The sequence below is a fragment of the Agrococcus jenensis genome, assembly GCF_003752465.1.
GTDB lineage: Bacteria > Actinomycetota > Actinomycetes > Actinomycetales > Microbacteriaceae > Agrococcus > Agrococcus jenensis.
The window spans coordinates 2,619,250-2,643,009 of record NZ_RKHJ01000001.1 but is presented as its reverse complement, the minus strand read 5'-3'; the positions used below and the strand labels follow the sequence as shown (position 1 = coordinate 2,643,009).

Sequence of the window (23,760 nt, the reverse complement as noted above, 5' to 3'; positions counted from 1 at the left end):
TCGGCTGCTGCGCTGCCGCTACGGGACCAGGAAGTTGATCTGGAAGTGCTCGGCGATGAGGTCGTCGATGTGGTCGATGCCGCCGGCCGCGCCGCCGCAGGTCGCGCGGATCGAGCTCGTCGACTGGCTCGACTGGAAGTTGCGGGCGAAGTACGCCTCGGCGTCGCCGGTCGCCTCGTCCTCGGTGTAGATCGAGAGGAACGCGACCGTGACGCCCTGCGTCGAGGGGCTCAGGTCGAGCGTGTCGGGGTCCCAGTCGTCGGTCGTCGTGCCGGAGAGAGCGGCGAGGGTCGCCTCCGAGCTCGCGTACTCGTCGGTGTCCGCGCTGTCCTGCGCGCCCTGGTAGGCCCAGATGTCGCAGCCGGTGGCGGTCTCGATGACGTGGATCGTCGGGCCGGCCGGGAAGTCGGAGTCGGCCTGCACCGCGAAGGCGTCGTCGACGATGATGCTGGTCTCCCAGCCGGCGAGCGTGCCCGCCTCGAGCTCGGTGCCGAAGTCGACGTACTCGGGGAGGTCGCCACTCCCTGCGTCGGGCGTCGGCTCAGTGTCCTCCGTCTCGACCGGCTCGGGCGCCGCCTGGGTCTCGGTCGGCACGGGCGGCGGCGGGAGCGTCGGCACGGCCGGGGGCAGCACGATGCAGCCCGAGAGGGTGAGCGCGGCGCCGGCGGCGACGACGAGGAGCGGCAGGCGGAAGCGGGACGAGGGCATGGATGCTCCAGGGCGTGCAGGCGGCAGTGGTGCTCGAACGCTAGCGCGGAACCGCGGCGTGCGACCGGTGGCCGCGCGGGATGCTACGATTGTCGTCGCTGCTGCAGCGATCCTCGATAGCTCAATTGGCAGAGCAGCCGGCTGTTAACCGGCAGGTTGATGGTTCGAGTCCATCTCGGGGAGCGACAAGGCCCCGCCTCACGGCGGGGCCTTTCTCGTGCCCGCTGTTGGTCGAGCCGCACGGCCGCCCCGGCGGCCGCGCGAGTCGAGACCACCGCGGGTGCGAGCGCCTCAGCCCTCCAGGTCGTCCACGCCCGGCAGCCAGCTGAGGCCCTCGACGCCCCACTTGTTGCGCTTGACCGCCTTCTGCACGCCCTTCGTGCCGAACGCATCCAGCCGGTCGGCGTAGAGCACGCCGTCGAGGTGGTCGAACTCGTGCTGCAGGATGCGCGCGAGCCAGCCCGACGCCTCGAGCTCGTAGTGCTCGCCGTGCTCGTCCTGCGCGCGGAGGATCGCCCGCTCGGCCCGCAGCAGCGCGAAGCGCTCACCCGGGATCGAGAGGCAGCCCTCCTCGTCGTCATCCTCGGGCACACCGACCGGCAGCGGCGTGATCCACAGCTCCGGGTTGACCGCGACGCCGCGCGTCTGCACGCCGTCCTCATCCGTCCAGTCGTAGACGAACACGCGCTTGCCGACGCCGACCTGCGGGCCGGCGAGGCCGACGCCCGGCGCGGCCTCCATCGTCGCGAACATGTCGGCGACGAGGGTCGCGAGCTCCGCATCGAAGTCGGTGACGGGCTCGGCGACGCGGTGGAGCACCGGCTCCCCGGTGATGCAGATGGGCAGAACAGTCATGTCCTCCAGGCTATCGAGGCCCGCGGCGGTAGGTTCGACACGTGCTGTCCACCTCGCTCGACGACCTCGCGGCGGAGATCTCCCTCACGCCGCTGCAGGCCGTCGGCATCCCGCTCGCGATCGTGGGCGCGGTCTTCCTGTCGGTGGGCACCCAGTTCCAGCATCGCGGGGTCGGTCACTTCCAGGGCGGCGACCAGCGCGGCGCCGCGCTCGGCGGCAAGGCCGTCCTCAAGATGCTGCGCGAGCCGGCCTGGGTCGTCGGCACCCTGCTGCTCGGCCTCGCGATCATCTTCCAGCTCGGCGCGCTCGCGTTCGCCCCGCTCATCGTGGTGCAGCCGCTCGGCGCGGTCGCCCTCGTCGTCACGGCGCTGCTCAACGCGCGCCTCGCCGGCATCCGGCTCGACCACCGCACCGTCCGCTCGATCGTGCTGTGCCTCATCGGCATCGGCATCTTCGTGTTCATCGCCGCGATCTTCGCGATCGAGCGCCCCATCCGCGATCAGCAGCTGCTCACGGTGCTGGCGCTGCTCGTGGTCGCCCTCGGCGGTCTCGGCGCGCTCTGGTGGTTCTTCCGGTCGCGGGCGAACGCGGTCTTCTACATCGTCGCCGCCGGCGTGCTGTACGGATTCGTCGTGACGCTCTCGAAGGTCGTGATCAACCGCATCATCTCCGGGCAGTTCGAGTGGCTGACGGTGCTCTGCGCCGTCGCCATGCTCATCGCCGTGCTGGCCGGCAGCTATGCCGTCCAGCTCGCCCACGCCTCGGGCCCGCCCGATCTCGTGATCGCCGGCCTCACCGTCATCGACCCGCTCATCGCCGTGCTCATCGGCGTCACCGTGCTCGGCGAGGCGGCCGCGACGCCGCCGTGGGCGATCATCGTCTACGCCGGCGCCGGTGCGCTCGCCGTCACCGGGGTCTTCCAGCTCGCCCGGCACCACCCCCAGATCCGGATGCCCGGTGCGGCATCGGAGGAGGACGAATGACCGACCGACCGCTGCGCATCCTCATCGCGACCGACACCTTCGCGCCCGACGTCAACGGCGCCGCGAAGTTCACCACCCGGCTCGCCGCTCGACTCTCGAAGCGGGGCCACGAGGTGCACGTCGTCGCGTCGGCGCTCGGCCGCGGCAAGCAGGGCACGCACATCGAGGAGCACGAGGGCCAGCGCTTCACGGTGCACCGCCTCCGCTCGATGCTCTACCCCGGCCACGAGTGGCTGCGCTTCGCGGAGCCGTGGCGGATCTGGCAGAACGCCGCCTCGCTGCTCGACGCGCTGCGGCCCGACGTCGTGCACTTCCAGTCGCACCTCGTGCTCGGACGCGCGTTCTCGACCGAGGCGAAGAAGCGCGGCATCCGCGTCGTCGGCACCAACCACCTGATGTTCGAGAACCTCATGGACCACTCGAACATCCCACGCGCGATGCACGGCAGGGCGGTGGACTTCGCCTGGCACGACGCCGCCACCGTGTTCGGCCGCTGCGACGTCGTGACGACGCCGACGCGACGAAGCGCCGACTACCTCGAGCGCAAGACCGGCATCACCGGAGTGCACGCGATCTCGTGCGGCCTGCCCGGGGACGAGTACCTGCCCAACCCCGAGCGCCAGCGCGGACGGATCGTCTTCGTCGGCCGTGTCACGAGCGAGAAGCGGCTCGAGACGCTCGTGCGAGCCGTCTCGCAGCTGCCGGCGGATCTCGAGTGGCACCTCGACATCGTCGGCGGCGGCGACCTCATCGACGAGCTGGGTGCGCTCGCGCGCGACCTGCGCGTCGCCGACCGCGTCACGCTCACCGGCTTCGTGAGCGACGACGAGCTGCGAGAGCGCCTGCGCTCCGCCGAGGTCTTCGCGATGCCGTCGACCGCTGAGCTGCAGTCGATCGCGACGATGGAGGCGATGGCGACCGGGCTGCCGGTCGTGGCGGCGGATGCGATGGCCCTGCCGCACCTCGTGCGGGACGGCGCCAACGGCTGGCTCTTCCGGCCGGACGACGCGACCGACCTCTCCGAGAAGCTCGAGCGCATCCTGCGGCTCGACGACGACGAGTACCGCGCGTTCCAGCAGCACAGCCTCGACATGGTCGCGCCGCACGACATCGAGCGGACGATCACCGCATATGAGCGGCTCTACCGCGGCGAGGAGATCCGCGACCCCGAGACCCGGGTCGAGCTGCACGGCTAGGCTCGATCTCCGGGCCGGAAGGCCTCGGGGCGGTAGCTCAGCTGGTCAGAGCAGGGGACTCATAATCCCTCGGTCACGGGTTCAAGTCCCGTCCGCCCTACCATCGCGGCACCATGATGACGCGGACCACCGATCGACGATGTCCCGCGTCATCTCCGCACTCGCCGGCCGAGACCGAACGGTGTCGGTTCCTAGCGCAGCACGCCGCAGGCAGCAGGGTCAGTCGCCTCGGCGGGCAGGTTGGGGTTCAGCTCGCTGGCGCCCTCGGGGCTGAAGCTGTACATGCCGTTGCCGTCGTAGTCGACGCCGTGGATCACCAGCACGCCTTCGCCGGCGCGGATGGCGTCAGCGATCTGCCGTGCGGTGCCGGTGCCGTCTGCTCCCGGATAGCCGGTTCCGGCGACGTCGGTGAACTCGATGTGGTCCCGGCTGTAGTGGTAGCTGCCATCCTCCGAGACAGGGAAGCGGCCGACGTCGAGGAAGCTGGCGGGCGTGGTGTCGCCGGTGGTGTTCAGCGAGACCACGACCGGGCCGTACGCCGGCACACCCTCGAGGGTGTTGATCCGTCCGTCAGCGTTGCTGTCCAGCGCGAGTGTCGGGCACTCGTTCATGGCCTGCTCGCCGTAGTGGATGTGCTGCGCGTGCGGCGCGTCGGGCGAGAGGCCCTCGGCGTGCACCTCGATGTGCCGGATCTGCTGGTTGCGGACGACAGCTGTCGCGGTGCCGGACGCGCCCGACCCGTTCAGCGCGGTCAGCGTCGCGTGCAGCGTGACCGTCTTCCCGGCGCCCTGCCCGGCGCTCGCCATCGCTGGGGCGGCACCCATCGCCACCGTCGCCAAGACGGCAGCGCTGGCGCCGAGCGCCAGCTTCGTGTTCCTGTTCATGATGACTCCTTCGTCATCGCCCGCAGGGAGGACTCCCTGCCATAGGGAGCGATGCAAGGTATTCGTAGTCAAACGGCGTTCGGATTGAGCGAGCTGACGCCGCTTGCGCGCGCAACGGCCCGTCATTCCTGCTCGTCGGCGACGCTGGGATCACGCGCACGCGCGACCACCGAGCGCTCGTGTCGGACTGCGCCCATCTGCAGCCGGTAGCGTGCGATGTGTACGGTCGGGGTACAGCGAGGAGCGAGATGTCGGTCACACAGCCAGCGGATGAGACGCCCACCGCGCCCGAGCACGGACCCCGCGGCGAGCGCGCGCAGGACACCACCGTCGGCGAGGTCGAGCTCACCCGTTGGCACACGCGGATCGGTCACTGGATGGCCTCGTTCGCGCGGTGGCTCGCCGACACGGTCGGCCCGTACGGCACGCTGCTGCTCACGCTGGCGATCGGTGCAGCCATCGCCGGGCTGCTCAGCGTCGCCGCGGTGCTCGTGTACGACGCGGTCACCGACCAGGACGGCGTCGCGGGCATCGACCGCCCGCTCCTCGACGCCATCCTCACGATCCGCAACCCCGCCGTCGACCCATACATCACGAGCTTCACCGACCTCGCGGGCACGATCGGGATGCCGCTGGTCGCCATCGCGGCCCTGCTCATCCTCAGCATCCGTCGCCGGTCGTGGACGCCCGTCGTGCTCATCGTCGCGGCGGGCGGCGGTTCGCTGCTCATGACGATCGCCGGCAAGGTGCTGATCGGCCGCGAGCGGCCGCCGCTCAGCGACGCCGTGCCGCCCTACGAGGTCTCGGCCTCGTTCCCGAGCGGCCACACGCTGAACGCGGTCGCCATCCTCGGCGTCATCGCCTACCTGCTCGTGCTCCGCCGGCAGAGCAACGCGGCCCGCGCCGCCATCATCGCGGTCGCCGTCATCGCGACGATCTTCGTCGCGGGGAGCCGCGTCTACCTCGGCCACCACTGGGTCACCGACGTGATCGCCGGCTGGGCGCTCGGCGCCGCGTGGCTCGCGCTCGTCATCACCGCGCATCGCCTCTACCTGACGTCCCGGCTCCGACGCGACGAGCACCGCGCGGTCGCCTGAGCCGATCCACTCGGTCGTGGCGGCTTCCACGCCTGGCGGGTCAGCCGGAGCGCGTGCTAGACCGAAGCCTCACCGATCCCGGAGGCCGCCATGGCACCTGACACCGTCGACGACGCCAAGCGAGCCGCCAAGGAGGCTGCGGAGCAGGCCGAGCGCGCGGCGGACGCAGCCGAGCGCGCGGCGGCGAAGCTGGACCAGCAGCGGCGGAGCCAGGATGGTGAAGGCGCTTCCGACGACATCGGCCGCGGCGGCGATGGCATCGGCACCGGGGAGGCCCGCGGATGAGCGCGCCGCGCGACGGGGCGCCCGACGAGCGCGCCGAGCCGTCCAGGGAAGCGCCGGACGTCGGCAAGGGCGGTGACGGCACCGGCTCGGGCCAGGCGATCGGCGGCCGATGATCCCCGAGGGGTTCGCGACCGTCTACGCCTTCCTCGGGCTGGTCGCCCCCGGTCTGCTCTTCGAGATGCTGCGCGAGCGGCGACGGCCCTCGCTCGAGCAGTCGAGCTTCCGAGAGGCGAGCCGCGTCGCGCTCATGAGCCTCGTGCTCACGACCGCGTCGATCCTGATCCTCATGGTGGTCGCGCTCGTGCTGCCGGGAGCGCTGCCCGACCTCGCCGCGTGGGTGAGCGACGGCGACGCGTATGCCCGGGATCACTTCTGGCGCATCGTCGTCGGCATCACGGCGGAGGTCGTGATCGCGTGCCTGCTCGCGCTCGCGGCGGACCGCTACCTGCGTCGCGGTGACACCGCCGCGCATCCCATCGGCCACGGCGACCTCTGGAACTCGCTCTTCTCCGCCGATCTCTCCCGCGACGAGGTCGCGTGGGTGAAGGTCGAGCTCAGCTCGGGAGCCCAGTACTGGGGCTACGTCGACTACTTCACCATCGGGAAGCCCCCGTCGGAGCGGGAGATGGTGCTCAAGGGCCCGCGGATGCAGTCGCGCGACGCCGGTGCGATCAGGGCCTCGGAGGAGGAGTACTGGGCGTACGTCGTCGTGAAGTACGCCGACGTCCGCCTCCTGAAGGTGCGGTACGAGCCGCGCGCGAAGGCATCCGCGCCGCCGTCGTGAGCCGCGCGATCCGTCAGCTGCGCGACGCGGCCTTCCGGCCGACCCTCGTGACGGCGTAGGCGACGAGACCCACGCCGATGGCGATGCCGCCGAACAGCCACACGTGCGGCTCCTGCTGCGTGAGGAGCAGCACGCACGAGCCGATGCCGAGCACGGGCACCCAGGTCCACACGCGGAAGTGGTCGTGCTCGACGCGCTCGCGCCGCAGCACGAGCACCGCCACGTTCGTGCTGAGGAACACGAAGAGCAGGAGCAGCACGACGGTCTCGGCGAGGGTGCCGAGATCGCCGACGAAGGTGAGGCCGATCGCGATCGCGGTCGTGACGAGGATGGCGACCCACGGGGTGCGGCGCCGCGGCAGCACGCGACCGAGCACGGCGGGCAGCAGGCCCTGCTCCGCCATCCCGAATGCGAGGCGGCTCGCCATGATCATCGTCAGCAACGCACCGTTCGCGACCGCGACGAGCGCGATGACGCTGAAGACCCAGCCGGGCAGCGGGGCGCCGGTCGCTGCGAAGACGTCGAGCAGCGGCGAGCTCGAGCCCGAGAGCTCGTCGGCGGGCAGCGCGATCGCGCTCGCCAGCCCGACGAGCAGGTAGACCACGCCGGCCACGAGCAGCGAGCCGATGAGCGCGCGCGGGTACACCTTCGCGGGGTCCTTGATCTCCTCCGCGACGTTCGCCGACGTCTCGAAGCCGACGAACGAGTAGTAGGCGATGATCGCGGCGGCGAGCGTCGCGAGCGCCGGGTTCGCACCGGCCGGGAACTCGCCGACGCGGCTCACATCGCCGCCACCGCCGAGCACCATGAAGGCGACGGCGACGATGATGAGCAACAGCCCGGTGAGCTCGACGATGGTCATGACGACGTTGCCGGCCATCGACTCCCGGATGCCGCGCGCGTTGAGCGCGGCGACGAGCAACAGGAAGACCGGGGCGGCGATCGCCGGCGCGATGGGCACGAGCGCCGCGAGGTAGTCGCCCGCGAAGGCGAGGGCGAGCCCGGCCGCGCTGACGACGCCGGCGGCGAGCATGCAGAAGCCGACGAGGAACGAGACGATCGGGCTGCCGAAGGCGCGCTGCGCGAAGACGGCTGCACCGCCGGCACGCGGATGCTTCGTCACGAGCTCGGCGTACGACCCGGCGGTCAGCAGCGCGAGCAGAAGCGCGAGCAGCAGCGGCAGCCACATGGCGCCCCCGACCTCGGCCGAGAGCTCGCCGGTGAGCGCGTAGACGCCGGCGCCCAGCACGTCGCCGAGGATGAAGACGAACAGCAGCGGCCCCGTGATGCCGCGCTTGAGCTTGCTCGGAGCCTCGTGGCCTGCCGTGGTCGTCGCCCGTCCATGCTCGCTGGTCATCGTTCCAGGCTAGGCGACCGAGGGCAGGCAGGCCGCCATCGCACCGGTCGTGAGCGTCGGAACTGGGCACTTCTGCGCCGCGGAGCTCGGGCGTACAGTGCGCACGGGGTCATCGTGCACGACGGGGGACGCCATGTCAGACCTGGTGGATGCGGCGGCCGCGAGTGAGCCGCGCGTGCTCGAGCTGCGGGTGCACGGCGTCAACAACACGACCCCCGCCGCGCTGCTCGACCTGCCGCAGGACGACATCCAGTGCCTGCGCGGTGACGACAAGGCCGCGTTCTGGCTGGCTGCACCGAGGCAGAACCCTCCGGATCGCGCACGCGGGCACATCCCCGCGGGGATCCGGCGCGAGGCGTACTCGTGGGGTGGGCTCGTGCGGTCGCAGACGGCCAAGCGCACGGCGAGCCGCTCCATCGCGCTCGCCTTCCAGGTGCTCGCCCTCCCGTTCAGCATCGGCAACGGCGCCATGTGGACGCGGCGCCTGCCCCATGACAGCGACACCGGCGCCACCCGCCTCCGAGCGAACATCACCGCGGCGGCGGCGCGGCTCTTCGGGTTCGTGCTCACCCTGCTGTTCACGACGACCGCCGTGACCGTCGCCGTCGACCTCATCGCGCTGCAGTGCTCGATCGGGGGCCACTGCTCGGCCTGGCCGTCCGACCTGCTCGGGAGCGCGGTGGCATCGACGCCAGGGCTTGCCGCGCTGCTCACGCCCAGTCGCGTGCTCGCGCTGCTGGCGATCGTCCCGGTGCTGGGCGTCGCGCTGCTCGTGCTCTTCGCGCGCATCGCGCGCATGCGGTACGACACCCTGCACACCCACGAGACCGCAGCCGGTGCCAAGGCCAGGGAGGCCATGGAGGCGGCGAAGGCCAAGGCCAACGCCAGCGCCGAGGGAAGCCCGGCGGCGCCCGATCGTCGCGCCGTGCTCGCGCAGCCGGCGTTCTGGTCGAACCGCACCACGGCCCACCTCGCGCTCGTGCACTTCGCGGCCGCGACCGCGCTCACGACAGCGCAGGTGTCGTGGAATCTCGTGGTGCTGGATGCGTCGCCCGGCTTCCCCGCGATCCTCTTCTGGGCGGCCGTCGTGCTCCTGGTGCTCTCGGCCGTCGCGGCGGCGATCCTGCCCACCATGACGATCACGCCGAGCGCGCCGGAGGGCCCCCGGTGGAGCGCGTGGCTCGCGCAGGGGCTCCTCGTGCTCGCGATGCTCTGCTTCGCGCTGCTGCTCGTGCTGCTCGTGCTCCCGTCGGCGCCCGACTTGTCGTCGACCGACGGCCTCGCCGGCGACGAGCTGCCCCCGCTCCTCATCATCACGCTCGGCGGGGTGCTCGCGCTCTCGGGCGTCGCGTGGCGGCCTCGCGGCTCCCGCGCCGGCACCGCGTGGCTCGGCTCCACGCCGGCGGTGTTCATGCTGCTGTCGCTCACGGTGGGCGTGCTGACGAGCTCGGCCGTCATCGCGCTGACCACGATCGTCGTCGCGGGATGGGGCGGCCCGGCAGCGCTGGTCGCCGGTGCCGCGACCCGCACGGGACTCCACGTGCCGGATGTCTTCCTCGCCCTCGGTGGGATGATCGCGGTCGCGCTGCTGCTGAGCGTCGCCGTGCTCGTGACCTTCCTCATCCCGCGGAAGCTGCTCGCCGACCGTGCGAAGACGTGGCTCGTGCAGGACGAGGACGACCCGCTCCGCGCACGGCTCGAGCGCGACCGCCGACGTGCCGCGTTCATCCATCTCATCGAGCCGGCGACCGGGATCATCGCCACGCTGATGGCGGTGGCGATCGGCCTCGCGCTGACGTGGGTCTGGGCCGGCATGCTGTGGCAGGCGCCCCTGCCCGGTGTCGCGAGCGGCACGGCCAGGGTGCTCGGCATCCGCGTCGCCGACATCCTCGTGCTCACCACCTGGTCGCTCACGGTGGTGGGCGTAGCGCTCGCGGCGGTCGTGGCGCTCGGGGTGCTGCTGCGGAAGCCCGGACTGCTCGCGATCGTCTGGGACGTCACCTGCTACCTGCCGCGCACGGCCCAGCCGTTCGGCCCGCCGTGCTACGCCGAGCACGCGGTGCCCGACATCGCGCAGGAGCTCGACGAGTGGCTCTGCGAGCACCCCGAGCGGCGCGCGGTGCTCGCCGCGCACAGCATGGGCGCCGTGATCGCGGTCTCGGCCCTCGGGCTGCTGGGGGCGACCACGCGCGACCCGACGGTGGTCGACCGCGTCGCGCTGCTCACCTTCGGCTCACAGCTGCGCACCTACTTCGGTCGGCTGATGCCCGAGCTCGTCGGGCCGGCGGTGCTCGGCACCTACCCCGCGCGAGGGCCGCGTCCGTGGAAGCGCGACCCGTGGTCGATGGATGCGCTCGACGACGACCGCGCGTGGGACGCGCCCCCGTCACAGCCGTCGATGACCCGGCTCGGCGGTGCGCTGCTGCCGGGCGACGGGGTGCCGTGGATCAACCTGTGGCGGCTGAGCGACTACCTCGGCTTCCCGGCGGTGGCGGGGCGCACGAGCCTGCGCCGAGGGGAGACGACCTACGAGAACGCCATCGACCGCTACGCCCAGGAGATCGACCGGACGATCGATCCGCCGGTGGTCGTCACGCACAACGACTACTTCCGGGTGCCCGCGTACCAGGACGCGCTGCTCGAGCTGCTGGGCGGTCCTGAGATCGCCGAGCGGGTGGACGGCGGCTCGGCGGCGCGCTGACGTCGTGCACCCGTGCTGGAGCATCCGCTGGTGGCCGCGTCGGCGGGTACGCTCCGGAGCATGAGCCCGAGCACGCCGTTCCTCTCGGTCGACCTCGAGCGCATGCAGGCGAACATCGCCCGCACCGCCGACGCCGCCACCGCCCGCGGGCTCGCGCTGCGGCCGCACGCCAAGACCCACAAGTGCATCGAGATCGGGCGGATGCAGCTGGCCGCCGGCGCCGTCGGACTCACGGTGGCGACGGTGGGGGAGGCCGAGGTCTTCGCGGCCGCCGGGCTCGACGACCTCTTCATCGCCTACCCGCTCTGGGTCGACGCGGACCGCGCAGCGCGGCTCAGCCACCTCGCCGCGGTCGGCGCCAACGTCGCCATCGGCGTCGACTCGGTCGAGGGGGTCCGGCGCCTGACGCGCGGGGGCCTCGCCGGTCGCGTCGCCGTGCGCGTCGAGATCGACGCGGGCCACCATCGGTCCGGATGCGACCCGACGGCCGGGGCCGACGTCGCGATCGCCGCCGCGCGCGCCGGCTTCGACGTCGAGGGCGTCTTCGCGTTCCCCGGCCACGCCTACGCGCCCGGTGCCAGGGAGCGCGCTGCCCTCGACGAGGCGCAGGCGCTCACGGTCGCCGTCGCGACGATGCACGATGCGGGCATCGCGCCGCGCGTGGTCTCGGGCGGCTCCACGCCGAGCTTCGACGCCGCGCTCGCGATCGACTCGCCGGTCACCGAGCTGCGACCGGGGGTCGGCGTGCTGGGCGATGCGCAGCAGTGGGAGCTCGGCAGCATGCCGGCGACCGACCTCGCCCTCACCTGTCACGCGACGGTCGTCTCGCACGCCGGCGGTCGGCTCGTGCTCGACGCCGGCTCGAAGGTGCTGGGCGCCGACCGCCCGGCGTGGGCCACCGGTCACGGGCGGCTGCTCGACCACCCCGACGCGCGCATCGTGCTGCTGAGCGAGCACCACGCCGTCGTCGACATGGGCGACGAGGCGCTGCCCGCGCTCGGCAGCATCGTGCGGGTCGTGCCCAACCACGTGTGCACCGCGGTCAACCTCGTCGACGAGCTCGCGGTGCACCACCACGGCACCGACGCCCAGCCCGCGGCCAGGTGGCGCGTCGCGGCGCGCGGCCGCAACAGCTAGCGGGCCTGCGCGCGCGCCGCGCCACCGATCGTCGCCGCGAGCTGCAGGATGCCGTCACCGGCTTCCGGCGCGCCGTCGGGACCGAGCGCGATGAGCGGCACGCTCGTCACGCCCAGCTCGCCGAGGGCGGCGGCGAAGGACGAGACCTCGTCGGCCGACGCATCCGACCGGATGCCCGCGAACTGGACGACGTCGAACGCGCCACGGAGCCCCGCCGCGGCCCGGGCCTCGCGCACGACCTGGATGGCGTCGCGCGTCACCGAGCGATCGGCGTCGGGGGTGAGATCGCCGGCGAGGATGACGCCGTCGCCGAGCTCGCCCGCGAGGCCGAGCGTCTTGGGCTTGCCACCGCCGATGAGCAGCGGCGGGACCGGCTCGGGCAGCCAGCGCAGCCGCACACTGTCGAGCCGCACGTAGCGGCCCTCGACGCTCAGCTCGTCGCCGGCGAGCAGCGTCCGCAGCGCCGTGGCCTGCTCGGCGAGCAGCGTGAGCGGCGACTGCGCGCGCACACCCGCCTGCGCCATCCACTCGAGCACGCCGTGGCCGATGCCGGGCAGCAGGCGGCCGGGGAACATCCGCCCGAGCGTCGCGATCTCCATCGCGGTCAGCGCGACGTTGCGCAGCGGGACGGGCATGAGGCCGATGCCGACGCGGATGCGCTCGGTCGCGGCGAGCACGGCGGCGGCGGTCGACGTGCCGGACTGCCCGAAGCAGTCCTCCCACAGCCAGACCTCGTCGACGCCCGCCTGGTCGGCGGCGCGGGCGACCGCGATGAAGCGCTCCGGCGGCTGGTCGGGCGGGATGATGAGGCCGAGCGTCGGGGCTTGGTGCATGCGTCGAATGTACGATGCGGCACCCACGCGTGCGCTGTCGGCCCGGCGGCGCTCGTTTAGGCTGGGGTGCATGAGCGACACGGCCCAGACGGCGCCTGACGACGCCATCGCGCAGCACGAGGCATTCCGACGCAAGCGCGAGCAGAGCGTGCGCGCCCCGCAGGGGTCGCTCGCGCTCGTCGCGACCGCCTGGATCTCCGAGCCCACGACCGTCGAGGGCGTGCCCGGCACGTGGGCGGCGTCGCCCGCCGGCGACGGGCTGCAGGTCTCGGCGGATGCCGCAGACGACATCAGCGTCGACGGCCAGGTGGTGGACGGGGCTGCCATCGTCTACGGCCACGACTCGATGACGCCGAGCTCGGTGCGGTTCGACGACCGCCGCACGGCGTTCGCGATCGGTCCCGACTTCCACGGTCGCTTCGCGCTGCAGGTGTGGGACGCCGACGCTGCCGAGGAGCGTGGCTTCGAGGGCATCGACGCCTACCCGTACGACCCCGCGTGGGTGAAGCAGGGCACGTTCGAGGCCGTGGAGGGCGGTGTGGGCTTCGAGTACGAGAAGTCGCGCGGCGGCTCGCTGCGCCAGGCGGTCTCGCCCGGACGCATCCGCTTCGAGCACGAGGGCGCCGAGATCGAGCTGCTCGCGCTGCCCGACGGCGACAGCCTGCAGATCGTCTTCGCCGACGCCACGACCGGAGACGAGACCTACGACGTCGGCCGCTTCCTCTTCGTGAAGCCGCGCCACGACGGCACCGTCGTGCTCGACTTCAACCGGGCGATCGTGCCGCCCTGCGCGATGAGCGACCTCTTCAACTGCCCGCTGCCGCCCGCCGGCAACCGCCTCGCCATCGCCGTCCGGGCGGGGGAGCAGCGACCGAGGTTCGCGCAGCCGTAGACATTCGACCTGCCGCGGCCGCACGTGTCCACAGCAGGGGTGCCATGTCAGTGGCCCATGGTGTGATGCGCACATGGACGACTGGGGCATCGACGCAGAGGGCTACATCGCAGCCGTCCGCGCGGGTGCGCTCGACCCCTATGGGCAGACCGCCGACGAGTTGCAGGCATCGCTCGACGCGTTCGACCTCGAGCTGACGCAGCGCATCCTGGCGATGACGCCCGACGAGGTCGAGGCGGGTGCCGACCTGCCGCCGCTGCGGCGGGAGCCGGAGTCGCCGGCGCAGGAGCGGCAGCGGCTCGACGACGAGTTCGCGACGCGCATGCGGGCGCTCGAGACGCAGTCGGCGCGGGTCGAGGGGTCGCGTCGTGCGCTCATGGCCGAGCACATGCAGCGGGTGCTCGACCTGCCCGGTGACGCCGGCCCGAAGGTCAAGGAGCTCGCGTCGTGCGCTCATGGCCGAGCACATGCAGCGGGTGCTCGACCTGCCCGGTGACGCCGGCCCGAAGGTCAAGGAGCTCGCGTCGTTCGCCGCGGTCGAGGTCGGCCTCACGACTGGCGGGATGCAGCAGCGGATGACCCAGGCGTGGACGATCGTCACGGAGCTGCCGGCGGCGCACGAGGCGGCCTCCGCAGGACGGATCACCACCGCGCACCTCCGGGTGATCGAGTCCGAGACGCGCGCGGCGCGGCTGGACCCTGGTGTGGATGCCGGGCAGCGGGCGCGCGTGGTCGAGGCGCTCGTGGCGGTCGCGGAGCGCTCGAGCACGAGCGAGCTGCGGGCGCGCGCGAAGCGGATCGTGAACGAGGTGCTGAGCGAGCCGCTGCAGGTGCGCCACGACGCTGCCAGGCAGCAGCGGCGGGTCGAGCTGTTCGATGCGGGCGACGGGATGTCCGACGTGGTCGCGAGGGTGCCGACGCTCGAGGGGACGGCGATCCTCGACCGGCTCACGCAGGCGGCGCGCGGCAAGCCGAAGGATGACCCGCGCACGTTCGACCAGTTCCGCGCCGACGCGTTCCAGGAGCTCCTGCTCGCCGGCGTCGTCCCCGAGGACCTCCATGGCGTCTCGCCGATCACGGCGCACGTCTCGATCCTCATCCCTGCGACGACGCTGCTCGACGACGACGAGCAGGACCCCGCGGTGCGGGCGCTCGACTTCCCGGCAGCGCTCGACGGCAAGGTGCTCGTCGACCGAGACACGGCCCGCCGCATCGCCGGCACAGCGTCGGTCTGGGAGCGGCTGTTCACCGACCCCGTCACCGGCGTCGCGGTCACGGTCGACACCTACCGCGTGCCGCGGCTGCAGAGGCTCTGGCTGCAGGCCCGCGACGGCGGCTGCCGCGGCCCCGGCTGCGCCAGGCCAGCGCTCCGCTCCGATGTCGACCACACCATCGACTGGGCGAAGGGCGGCACGACGACGCTCGGCAACCTCGGTCACCTCTGCCGCAGCTGCCACACCCTCAAGCACGACTCCCGCTGGGCGGTGCGACAGCTGCCCGGCGGCGTGTTCGAGTGGACCTCACCGATCGGGCGGGTCATCACGGACGTGCCCGAGCCGATCGGGCCCGTCTTCACCGACATGCCGCGGCGCAGCCCGCCGTCGACGGCGACGCGCGCGGAGCGCCGCCGCCGCACGCAGGAGGCGGTCGAGCGCATGGCTGCCGACCGCGACCGGATGCTCGCGGGGCTCCCACCGGATCCCGACGCGTCGCCGCCGCCCCTGCCACCCGATCCCCTCGGCGTCTGGACTGCCGCGGTCTCGCAGGTGCTCGGGCCACCAGCCCCCTTCTGAGCCAGGAATGACACGGTTGTCACTCATCAGCGGGCTGTGGCAGACTCGTCACGTCGTCAACGATCGTTCGACCGATGGGGAAGTCGCATCGAACGAGGGAGAGACGATGACTGCCGCGAACACGCTCAGACGACGTCCCGCATCCACGACGGGGGTCGTCTGGATCCACGCGTCCCCGCGCGCCATGCGCACCCACCTGGAGTGGGCCGTCGGTCATGCCGTCGGCGACGCGCTCCGCTTCGTCTGGCAGGCGCAACCCGCTGCGCCCGGACTCGAGCGCACCGAGGTGCACTGGACCGGCGCGGCCGGCACCGGCGCAGCGATCGCGAGCGCTCTCGCCGGCTGGCGCGACGTGCGCTTCGAGGTGTCGGAGGACCCGACGCCGGGCAGCGACGGCATGCGTTGGATGCACACGCCGGAGCTCGGCATCACCGCCCGGCGCATCGATGCCGCCGGCTCCATCGTCGTGCCGGAGGACCGCATCCGCAGCGCCATGGAGGCCGCGGGCACCGACCCGAAGGCGCTGCTCGCCGAGCTCGACGACGCCCTCGGCGGCGCGTGGGACCGCGAGCTCGAGACCTACCGCCACGCCTCCGACGCGTCGCCCGTCATCTGGCTGCACCGTGTCGGCTGACGATCGCGTCGGCTGACGATCGCGTCGGCTGACGACCGTGTCGGCTGACCACCGCGTCGGCTGACGCGCCCACGAACGGCTGAGGGCCCCGCTGCGTACAGCGGGGCCCTCGGCGTTGCGTCGGTCAGACCGAGCGGATCGCGATCACGGCGTTGTGGCCGCCGAAGCCGAACGAGTTCGAGATCGCCAGCTGCGGCTCGTCGCCGAGCGGCATCGGCGTGCCCGAGATGCGCAGCGGCGCCTCGGGGTCCTGCTCGGTGACGTTGATCGTCGGGGGAGCGACGCGCTCGTTGAGCGCGAGCGTGGTGAACACGGCCTCGAGCGCGCCGGTGCCGCCGAGGAGGTGCCCGTGCGCCGCCTTCGTCGCCGAGACCGGGATGTCGCGGATGCGCTCGCCGAAGATGCGGTGCATCGCGCGCACCTCGGCCACGTCGCCGACCGGGGTGGAGGTCGCGTGCGCGTTGATGTGCGTGACGTCGTCGGCGGTCGCGCCTGCAGCCGAGAGCGCGAGGCCCACCGCACGGCTGGCGCCGAGGCCCTCGGGCTCGGGCGCCGTGATGTGGTACGAGTCGGCGGTCACGCCGCCGCCCGCGAGCTCGGCGTAGATGCGGGCACCGCGCGCGAGCGCGTGCTCCTCGGTCTCGAGCACGAGCGCGGCCGCGCCCTCGCCCATGACGAAGCCGTCGCGAGTGATGTCGTAGGGGCGGGATGCCGTCGCCGGGTCGTCGTTGCGGCGCGAGAGCGCCTGCATCGAGGCGAACGCGGCGAGCGTCATCGGGTGGATCGCCGACTCGCTGCCGCCCGCGATGACCACGTCGGCTAGGCCCTCCTGCAGGTGCGCGTACGCGTGCACGAGCGCCTCGGTGCTCGACGCGCACGCGGAGGCGACGGTCTGGGCGTAGGCGCGCGCCTCGAAGTGCATCGAGATCGCGGCGGAGGGCGCGTTCGGCATGAGCATGGGCACCGTCATCGGCATGACGCGGCGCGGGCCCTTCTCGCGCAGCGTGTCCCACGCGTCGAGCAGCGTCCAGAGGCCGCCGATGCCGGTGGCGAAGTCGACGCCGAGGCGCTCAGGGTCGAGCTCGGGGGAGCCGGCGTCGGCCCACGCCTCCTTGGCCGCGACGAGCGCGAACTGGCTCGACGGGTCGAGGCGCTTCGCGATCGGGCGCTCCAGCACCGTGTCGGGGCGCACCTTCGCCTGCGCGGCGAAGGTGACGGGCAGCTCGTACTTCGCGACCCAGTCGTGCTCGAGCGTGCTCGAGCCGGACTCGCCGGCGAGCAGCGCATCCCAGCTGGCGCGCGCGGTGCCGCCCAGCGGCGACGTCGCGCCGATGCCGGTGATGACGATCTTGTGCGTCATGGGGTTCCTCCGTAGATGGCGCGTGCGGCCGGTCGCCCGGCCGCACGCGTGTCGCAGCGAAGGCTCAGGCCGCCTGCGCGCCGGTGATGTAGTCGACCGCGTCCTGCACGGTCTTGAGGTTCTTGACCTCGTCATCGGGGATCTTGACGTCGAACTTCTCCTCGGCGTTCACGACGATCGTCATCATCGAGATCGAGTCGATGTCGAGGTCGTCGGTGAACGACTTCTCCATCTGCACGTTCTCGGTCGCGATGCCGGTCTCGTCGTTCACGAGGTCGGCGAGCCCTGCCAGGACCTCGTCCTTGGTGAATGCCATCGGGTGTCTCCTTCTGTCTGGTGGACGGGTTGAAGTCTAGGGGAGGACGACGACCTGGGCGCCGTACACGAGGCCCGCGCCGAAGCCGATCTGCAGCGCGAGACCGCCCGAGAGCTCCGGCTGCTCCTCGAGCAGGCGGTGCATCGCGAGCGGGATCGAGGCCGCCGAGGTGTTGCCGGTCGTGGCGATGTCGCGCGCGATCGCGACCGAGTCGGGCAGCTGCAGCTGCTTCGCGAACTCGTCGATGATGCGCATGTTCGCCTGGTGGGGGATGAACGCGGCGAGGTCGCCGGGCTCGACGCCGGCGGCGTCGAGCGCCTCGCGCGCCTTCTTCGCCATCTCCCAGACGGCCCAGCGGAAGACCTTCTGGCCGTCCTGCCGTAGCGTCGGCCAGGCGGCGCCCTCGCGCATCGAGCCCAGCGGGTTCGTCATGCGGATGGTGTCCCACTGCGAGCCGTCGGACCCCCAGACGGAGGGGCTGATGCCCGGCTCGTGGGACGGGCCGATGACGACGGCGCCGGCGCCGTCGCCCAGCAGGAAGCTGATCGAGCGATCGGTCGGGTCGACGATCTCGGAGAGCTTCTCGACGCCCACCACGAGCACGTGCTCGGCCATGCCGCTGCGCACGAGCGCGTCGGCCTGCGCGACGCCGTAGGCGTAGCCGGCGCACGCCGCCGAGATGTCGAACGCCGGCGCGGGCGTCGCGCCGAGCCGCTCGGTGAGCAGCGCGGCCATCGACGGCGTCTGCACGGTGTTGCTGATGGTCGAGACGACGACGGCGTCGATGCGGGAGGCGTCGAGCCCTGCGCGCTCGAGCGCCTCGCGCGACGCGGTCTCGGCGAGGTCGACGGCCTCGATGCCCTCGGACGCGCGCACGCGGCTGATGATGCCCGTGCGCTGGCGGATCCACTCGTCCGACGAGTCGATGGGGCCGATGAGGTCCTCGTTCGGCACCACGAGGTCGCCGCGGGCGGCTCCCACGGCGAGGATGCGCGCGCCGGCGCGGGTGGGGAGGCTCGTCATCCTGGTCATGCTGCGGCTCCGCTCTCCAGCAGCGCCACGGCTGCGTCCAGGTCGTCAGGGGTGGTGATGCCGACGGACGGCACGCCGCGCAGCCCGCGCTTCGCGAGCCCGATGAGGGCGCCCGCGGGCGCGAGCTCGATGATGCCCGTCACGCCCGCATCCTGGAACGCCGCCATGCAGCGATCCCAGCGCACGGGGCTCGAGACCTGCCCGACGATCAGCTCGAGGAAGTCGGCACCGGATGCGACGGCGCTGCCGTCCCGGTTCGTCCAGAGCGTCGTGGTCGGGTCGCTCGTCGCGGTCGCGGCGGCCGCGGCGCGGAAGCGCTCGACGGCGGGTGCCATGTAGCCGGTGTGGAACGCCCCGGCCGTCTGCAGCGGGATGACCCGCGCACGCTCGGGCGGCGCCTCGGCGAGCGCGGCGAGCGCGTCGACGGCGCCGGCGACGACGATCTGGCCGCCGCCGTTGTAGTTCGCGGGCTCGAGCCCGAGCTCGGCGAGCCGGCCCTCGAGGGCTCCCTCGTCGGCGCCGAGCACGGCGGCCATGCCGGTCGGGGTCGTGGCGGCGGCATCCGCCATCGCGCGGGCGCGCTCGCCGACGAGCGCCATGGCGTCCTCCGCGCTGAGCACGCCGGCGGCGACCGCGGCGGTGATCTCGCCGACGGAGTGGCCGGCGACGCCGCCGGCGAGCCGGGCGCGGTCGCCGAGCGCGTCGAGGGCGAGGATGCCCGCCGCGACGATGAGCGGCTGCGCCACGAGGGTGTCGCGGATGGTGTCGGCGTCGCTCACCGTGCCGTGCTCGACGAGGTCGATGCCTGCGGCCTCGCCGAGTGCGCCGAGCCGCTCGGGCACGCCCGGCAGATCGAGCCACGGAGCGAGGAAGCCTGGCTTCTGCGAGCCCTGTCCGGGGGCGACGATCACGATCACGTCGTTCATCCTTCCACTGGGGACCTGCCCCGGCTTGCATGCCGGGTCGAGGCGGCGCCGCGCTGCGTGCGCTCGCGCGACGCGTCGTGGATCGAGCCGAGGATGATCGCGGTGTGGAGCGCGAGCGCCTCGCGCGCACCGGTCGCGTCCCAGCCGATGATCTCGCTGATGCGCTTGAGGCGGTACCGCACGGTGTTCGGGTGCACGAAGAGCTCGCGGGCGGTCGCCTCGAGCGAGCGGCCCGTGTCGAGGTAGCAGGCGAGCGTCGCGAGGAGGTCGCTCGAGTGGTCGCGGAGCGGCTGATAGACGCCGCGCACGAGCTCCTGGCGGGCGAGGGGGTCGCCCGCGAGCGCCCGCTCCGGCAGCAGGTCGTCGGCGCGCACGGGCCGCGGCGTGCGCCGCCACGCGTCGGCGACGGCGAAGCCCGCGAGTGCCGCCTTCGCGCTCCGCGCCGCCTCGACGATGCTCGGCACCACCGGGCCCAGCACGAGGTGGCCCTCGCCGAACGCCTCGGAGAGCTCGCCCGCGATCGCGAGGAACGCGATGGGCTCCTCGGCGGCGTCCTCGCTCTCGGCGGCTGCGCGGCCGATCACCACGACCAGCCGGGTGCCCTGCACGCCGACGAGCACGTCGCATCCGGCATGCCGGGCACGACGGCGGATCACGTCGACGTCGAGCACGCGCGGCGCGGTGCCGACGAGCACCGCGCACTCGCCGCGGCCGTGCCAGCCGAGCGCCGCGGAGCGGCTCGGCAGCTCGTCGTCGTGCTCGCCGGTGAGGATCGAGTCGACGACGAGCGCCTCGAGCCGCGCGTCCCACAGGCCGCGCGACTCGGCAGCGCGGGCGTAGACGTCGGCGGCCGCGAAGGCGATCTCGCGGGAGTACCGCAGGATCGGCTCGCGCATCACGGGGTCGGCGTCGCCGATCCGCTCCTCGAAGACCGACACCACCGTGCGGATGAGCTGCAGCGTCTGCTGCAGGCTCACGCTGCGCAGCAGCTCCCTGGGCGCCGCCGCGAAGACGTCGGCGGCGATCCAGGGCTGCGCCTCAGGATCCTCGTGCCACGCGATGAACGAGGTGATGCCGGACTGCGCGACGAGCCCCACCGCGCTCCGCCGCGACGGCGGCATCGTGCGGTACCAGGGCAGCCGGTCGTCGAGCGCCCGCATCACCTGCGTCGCGAGGTCGCCCGAGGTGCGCCGCAGCCACGCGAGCTGCTGCGCCTTGAGCTCCGCCTCGGCGGACAGCGCCGGCCCTAGGACTCGCCGCCGGCGTTGCCCGACTGGCCGGCGTTCACGTCGTGGAGGCTGTACTTGTCGATCGCCTGCATGACCATGCCGAGCGGCACCTTGCCCTGCTTCGCGAGCGCCTCGAGGGCACGGACGACCACCGAGTGGCTGTCGATCGTGAAGAAGCGACGGGCAGCGGCACGGGTGTCGGCGAAGCCGAAGCCGTCGGCGCCGAGCGTCGCGTAGTCACCGGGCACCCACTCGCGGATCTGGTCGGGCACGGCGCGCATGTAGTCGCTCGTCGCGATGAACGGGCCCTCCGCCTCCGACAGGCGCTGGGTGACGTACGGCACCTTCGCGTGGTCCTGCGGGTGCATCCAGTTGTGCTCGTCGGCCGCGAGGCCGTCGCGCCGCAGCTCGCTCCACGACGTGACCGACCAGATGTCGGCCGAGACGCCCCAGTCGCTGCCGAGCAGCTCCTGCGCGTGGTGGAGCCACGGCAGCGCCACGCCGGAGCCCAGCAGCTGCACCTTGATCGGGTGGTGGTCGCTCACCGAGACGCGGTGGATGCCGCGGCGGATGCCCTCGACGTCGACGTCCTCGGGCTCGACCGGCTGCACGTAGGGCTCGTTGTAGACGGTGAGGTACATGATGATGTCCTCGGGGCTGTCGCCGTACATCCGCTCGAGACCCATCTGGGTCAGGTGCGCGATCTCGTAGCCGTATGCCGGGTCGTACGCGAGCACAGCGGGGTTCGTCGACGCGATGAGCGGCGAGTGGCCGTCGGCGTGCTGCGTGCCCTCGCCCGCGAGCGTCGTGCGGCCGGCGGTGGCGCCGATGAGGAAGCCGCGCGTCATCTGGTCGGCGGCCGCCCAGATGGAGTCGCCCGTGCGCTGGAAGCCGAACATCGAGTAGAAGACGTAGATCGGCACGAGCGGCTCGCCGTGCGTCGAGTACGACGACCCGGCGGCGATGAACGCCGCCATCGCGCCGGCCTCGTTGATGCCGACGTGCACGATCTGCCCGTCGGGCGCCTCGCGGTACTTCAGCAGCAGGTCGCGGTCGACCGACGTGTAGTTCTGGCCGTGCGGGTTGTAGATCTTCGCCGTCGGGAAGAACGCGTCGATGCCGAAGGTGCGCGCCTCGTCGGGGATGATCGGCACGATCCGCTCGCCCCAGCCCTTGTCGCGGAGCAGGTCCTTGAGCAGGCGGACGAACGCCATCGTGGTGGCGACCTGCTGCTTGCCCGAGCCCTTCTTGGGCAGGTCGTAGGTCTTCGCCTCGGGCAGCGGGATGATCGTGTGCTTCGAGCGGCGCTCGGGCGTGAAGCCGCCCAGCTCGCGGCGGCGCTCGAGCATGTACTGGATCTCAGGCGAGTCGCCGCCCGGGTTGAAGTACGGCGGGTTGTACGGGTCGGCGTCGAGCTGCTTGTCCGAGATGTCGAGCTGCAGGTAGTCGCGGAACGTCTTCAGGTCGTCGATCGTCAGCTTCTTCATCTGGTGCGTCGCGTTGCGCGCCTCGAAGGACTTGCCCAGGCCGTAGCCCTTGATCGTCTTCGCGATGATGACGGTCGGCTGGCCCTTGTGCTCGGCGGCTGCCTTGTAGGCGGCATACACCTTGCGGTAGTCGTGGCCGCCGCGCTTCATGCTCCAGATCTCGTCGTCGGTCATGTGCTTGACCATCTCGAGCGTGCGCGGGTCGCGGCCGAAGAAGTGCTCGCGCACGAACAGGCCCGACTCCGCCTTGTAGGTCTGGTAGTCGCCGTCGGGCGTGACGTTCATGAGGTTGCGGAGCGCGCCCTCGTGGTCGTTCTCGAGCAGCGAGTCCCACTCGCGGCCCCAGACGACCTTGATGACGTTCCAGCCCGCGCCGCGGAAGAACGACTCGAGCTCCTGGATGATCTTGCCGTTGCCACGCACCGGGCCGTCGAGGCGCTGCAGGTTGGCGTTGATGACGAAGTTCAGGTTGTCGAGGCCGTCGTTCGCGGCGAGCTGCAGCGCACCGCGCGACTCGACCTCGTCCATCTCGCCGTCGCCGAGGAACGCCCACACCTGCGAGTCGGCGACGTCCTTGATGCCGCGGTTCGCGAGGTAGCGGTTCGCCTGCGCCTGGTAGATGGCGTCGATCGGGCCGAGGCCCATCGAGACGGTCGGGAACTGCCAGAAGTCGGGCATCATCCGCGGGTGCGGGTACGAGGGGATGCCGTTCGGGGCCTTCGACTTCTCCTGGCGGAACGCGTCCATCTGCGTCTCGCTCAGGCGGCCCTCGAGGAAGGCGCGGGCGTACATGCCGGGGGAGGCGTGGCCCTGGTAGAAGATCTGGTCGCCGCCGCCCGGGTGGTCCTGGCCGCGGAAGAAGTGGTTGAGCCCGACTTCGTAGAGGGCCGCCGACGACGCGTAGGTCGAGATGTGGCCGCCGACGCCGATGCCGGGCGCCTGCGCGCGGTGCACCATGATCGCCGCATTCCAGCGGATCCAGCGGCGGTACGTGCGCTCGATCGCCTCGTCGCCGGGGAACTCCGGCTCGTTCTCGGGCGCGATCGTGTTGATGTAGTCGGTCGTGGGCACCATCGGCACGCCCAGGTGCAGCTCCTTGGAGCGCTTGAGCAGGCTGAGCATGATCTCGCGGCCGCGCTCGTGGCCATTGGCCGCGACGAGCTGCGACAGCGACTCCTGCCACTCAGCGGTCTCGCTGGGGTCCACGTCGTCCGTGTGGCCCGAGTAGGGGTCCTGGTCGTTCAGCACCGATGCTCCTGACGTCGATATCT

Annotated in this window: 22 protein-coding genes and 2 tRNA genes; 13 read left to right on the top strand and 11 right to left on the bottom strand. The window is 72.2% G+C overall.

Features of this window, described 5'->3' with window-relative positions:
• Positions 1–18: 18 nt before the first annotated feature.
• Positions 19–708, bottom strand: coding sequence for a hypothetical protein (locus tag EDD26_RS12985; RefSeq protein ID WP_123698092.1), 690 nt, complete (start codon positions 706–708; stop codon positions 19–21).
• 110 nt (positions 709–818) lie between these two features.
• On the opposite strand from EDD26_RS12985, the gene EDD26_RS12980 reads away from it, so the two are divergent.
• A tRNA-Asn gene (locus EDD26_RS12980) sits at positions 819–891 on the top strand.
• A gap of 108 nt (positions 892–999) precedes the next feature.
• Here the strand turns inward: EDD26_RS12980 and def are convergent.
• Complete coding sequence (def, locus tag EDD26_RS12975) at positions 1,000–1,563, bottom strand: peptide deformylase (protein WP_123698091.1); 564 nt, start codon at positions 1,561–1,563, stop codon at positions 1,000–1,002.
• Positions 1,564–1,604: 41 nt separating this feature from the next.
• On the opposite strand from def, the gene EDD26_RS12970 reads away from it, so the two are divergent.
• The 3 genes from EDD26_RS12970 (at position 1,605) to EDD26_RS12960 (ending at position 3,845) form a co-directional block, all read left to right on the top strand.
• Entirely contained in the window at positions 1,605–2,546 is a 942-nt protein-coding gene (locus EDD26_RS12970; RefSeq protein ID WP_245989915.1) for a DMT family transporter, read from the top strand.
• A complete protein-coding gene (locus tag EDD26_RS12965; RefSeq protein ID WP_123698090.1) occupies positions 2,543–3,742 on the top strand; it encodes a glycosyltransferase in 1,200 nt (399 codons plus the stop codon). Before EDD26_RS12970 ends, EDD26_RS12965 begins: the two co-directional genes overlap by 4 nt.
• Before the next feature lie 26 nt (positions 3,743–3,768).
• Positions 3,769–3,845 (top strand) — tRNA-Ile (locus EDD26_RS12960).
• A gap of 88 nt (positions 3,846–3,933) precedes the next feature.
• On the opposite strand, the gene EDD26_RS12955 is transcribed toward EDD26_RS12960, so the two are convergent.
• Positions 3,934–4,626, bottom strand: coding sequence for a hypothetical protein (locus EDD26_RS12955; RefSeq protein WP_123698089.1), 693 nt, complete (start codon positions 4,624–4,626; stop codon positions 3,934–3,936).
• A gap of 248 nt (positions 4,627–4,874) precedes the next feature.
• Here EDD26_RS12955 and EDD26_RS12950 point away from each other — a divergent pair, with 248 nt between their 5' ends.
• The 3 genes from EDD26_RS12950 (at position 4,875) to EDD26_RS12940 (ending at position 6,792) form a co-directional block, all read left to right on the top strand.
• On the top strand, positions 4,875–5,723 hold the full coding sequence (locus EDD26_RS12950; RefSeq protein WP_123698088.1) for a phosphatase PAP2 family protein: 849 nt from the start codon (positions 4,875–4,877) through the stop codon (positions 5,721–5,723).
• 90 nt (positions 5,724–5,813) lie between these two features.
• A complete protein-coding gene (locus EDD26_RS12945) occupies positions 5,814–6,008 on the top strand; it encodes a hypothetical protein (RefSeq protein ID WP_123698087.1) in 195 nt (64 codons plus the stop codon).
• 109 nt (positions 6,009–6,117) lie between these two features.
• Positions 6,118–6,792 (top strand): DUF6338 family protein, encoded by a 675-nt coding sequence (locus EDD26_RS12940; RefSeq protein WP_123698086.1) that lies wholly within the window; start codon positions 6,118–6,120, stop codon positions 6,790–6,792.
• Positions 6,793–6,805: 13 nt separating this feature from the next.
• On the opposite strand, the gene EDD26_RS12935 is transcribed toward EDD26_RS12940, so the two are convergent.
• On the bottom strand, positions 6,806–8,149 hold the full coding sequence (locus tag EDD26_RS12935; protein WP_123698085.1) for an APC family permease: 1,344 nt from the start codon (positions 8,147–8,149) through the stop codon (positions 6,806–6,808).
• A gap of 133 nt (positions 8,150–8,282) precedes the next feature.
• Between EDD26_RS12935 and EDD26_RS12930 the strand changes: the two genes are divergently transcribed.
• Both EDD26_RS12930 and EDD26_RS12925 read left to right on the top strand, forming a co-directional pair.
• Entirely contained in the window at positions 8,283–10,850 is a 2,568-nt protein-coding gene (locus EDD26_RS12930) for a hypothetical protein (protein ID WP_123698084.1), read from the top strand.
• A 60-nt stretch (positions 10,851–10,910) separates the two neighbouring features.
• Complete coding sequence (locus EDD26_RS12925; RefSeq protein ID WP_123698083.1) at positions 10,911–11,987, top strand: alanine racemase; 1,077 nt, start codon at positions 10,911–10,913, stop codon at positions 11,985–11,987.
• Here the strand turns inward: EDD26_RS12925 and EDD26_RS12920 are convergent.
• Complete coding sequence (locus EDD26_RS12920) at positions 11,984–12,820, bottom strand: LLM class flavin-dependent oxidoreductase (protein ID WP_123698082.1); 837 nt, start codon at positions 12,818–12,820, stop codon at positions 11,984–11,986. The genes EDD26_RS12925 and EDD26_RS12920 overlap by 4 nt on opposite strands.
• Before the next feature lie 70 nt (positions 12,821–12,890).
• Here EDD26_RS12920 and EDD26_RS12915 point away from each other — a divergent pair, with 70 nt between their 5' ends.
• The 4 genes from EDD26_RS12915 to EDD26_RS12900 all read left to right on the top strand — a co-directional run bounded on the left by EDD26_RS12915 (position 12,891) and on the right by EDD26_RS12900 (position 16,139).
• Complete coding sequence (locus EDD26_RS12915) at positions 12,891–13,712, top strand: DUF1684 domain-containing protein (RefSeq protein WP_123698081.1); 822 nt, start codon at positions 12,891–12,893, stop codon at positions 13,710–13,712.
• A 73-nt stretch (positions 13,713–13,785) separates the two neighbouring features.
• Positions 13,786–14,208, top strand: a complete 423-nt coding sequence (locus EDD26_RS12910; RefSeq protein ID WP_123698080.1) for a hypothetical protein — start codon at positions 13,786–13,788, stop codon at positions 14,206–14,208.
• Entirely contained in the window at positions 14,168–15,505 is a 1,338-nt protein-coding gene (locus EDD26_RS12905) for an HNH endonuclease signature motif containing protein (protein ID WP_123698079.1), read from the top strand. Before EDD26_RS12910 ends, EDD26_RS12905 begins: the two co-directional genes overlap by 41 nt.
• A 106-nt stretch (positions 15,506–15,611) precedes the next feature.
• Complete coding sequence (locus tag EDD26_RS12900) at positions 15,612–16,139, top strand: DUF3145 family protein (protein ID WP_123698078.1); 528 nt, start codon at positions 15,612–15,614, stop codon at positions 16,137–16,139.
• A 124-nt stretch (positions 16,140–16,263) separates the two neighbouring features.
• Here the strand turns inward: EDD26_RS12900 and EDD26_RS12895 are convergent, their stop codons facing one another.
• The 6 genes from EDD26_RS12895 to aceE all read right to left on the bottom strand — a co-directional run bounded on the left by EDD26_RS12895 (position 16,264) and on the right by aceE (position 23,737).
• Positions 16,264–17,499: a beta-ketoacyl-[acyl-carrier-protein] synthase family protein gene (locus EDD26_RS12895; RefSeq protein ID WP_123698077.1), complete on the bottom strand. Its 1,236-nt coding sequence runs from the start codon at positions 17,497–17,499 to the stop codon at positions 16,264–16,266.
• A gap of 64 nt (positions 17,500–17,563) precedes the next feature.
• A complete protein-coding gene (locus EDD26_RS12890; RefSeq protein ID WP_123698076.1) occupies positions 17,564–17,815 on the bottom strand; it encodes an acyl carrier protein in 252 nt (83 codons plus the stop codon).
• A gap of 36 nt (positions 17,816–17,851) precedes the next feature.
• Positions 17,852–18,838, bottom strand: a complete 987-nt coding sequence (locus EDD26_RS12885) for a beta-ketoacyl-ACP synthase III (RefSeq protein WP_245989906.1) — start codon at positions 18,836–18,838, stop codon at positions 17,852–17,854.
• A gap of 5 nt (positions 18,839–18,843) precedes the next feature.
• Positions 18,844–19,764, bottom strand: coding sequence for an ACP S-malonyltransferase (locus EDD26_RS12880; RefSeq protein ID WP_123698074.1), 921 nt, complete (start codon positions 19,762–19,764; stop codon positions 18,844–18,846).
• Between the two features lie 5 nt (positions 19,765–19,769).
• Positions 19,770–20,933: a PucR family transcriptional regulator gene (locus EDD26_RS12875; protein ID WP_123698073.1), complete on the bottom strand. Its 1,164-nt coding sequence runs from the start codon at positions 20,931–20,933 to the stop codon at positions 19,770–19,772.
• A gap of 86 nt (positions 20,934–21,019) precedes the next feature.
• Positions 21,020–23,737 (bottom strand): pyruvate dehydrogenase (acetyl-transferring), homodimeric type, encoded by a 2,718-nt coding sequence (gene aceE / locus EDD26_RS12870; protein ID WP_425453450.1) that lies wholly within the window; start codon positions 23,735–23,737, stop codon positions 21,020–21,022.
• Between the last annotated feature and the right edge of the window lie 23 nt (positions 23,738–23,760).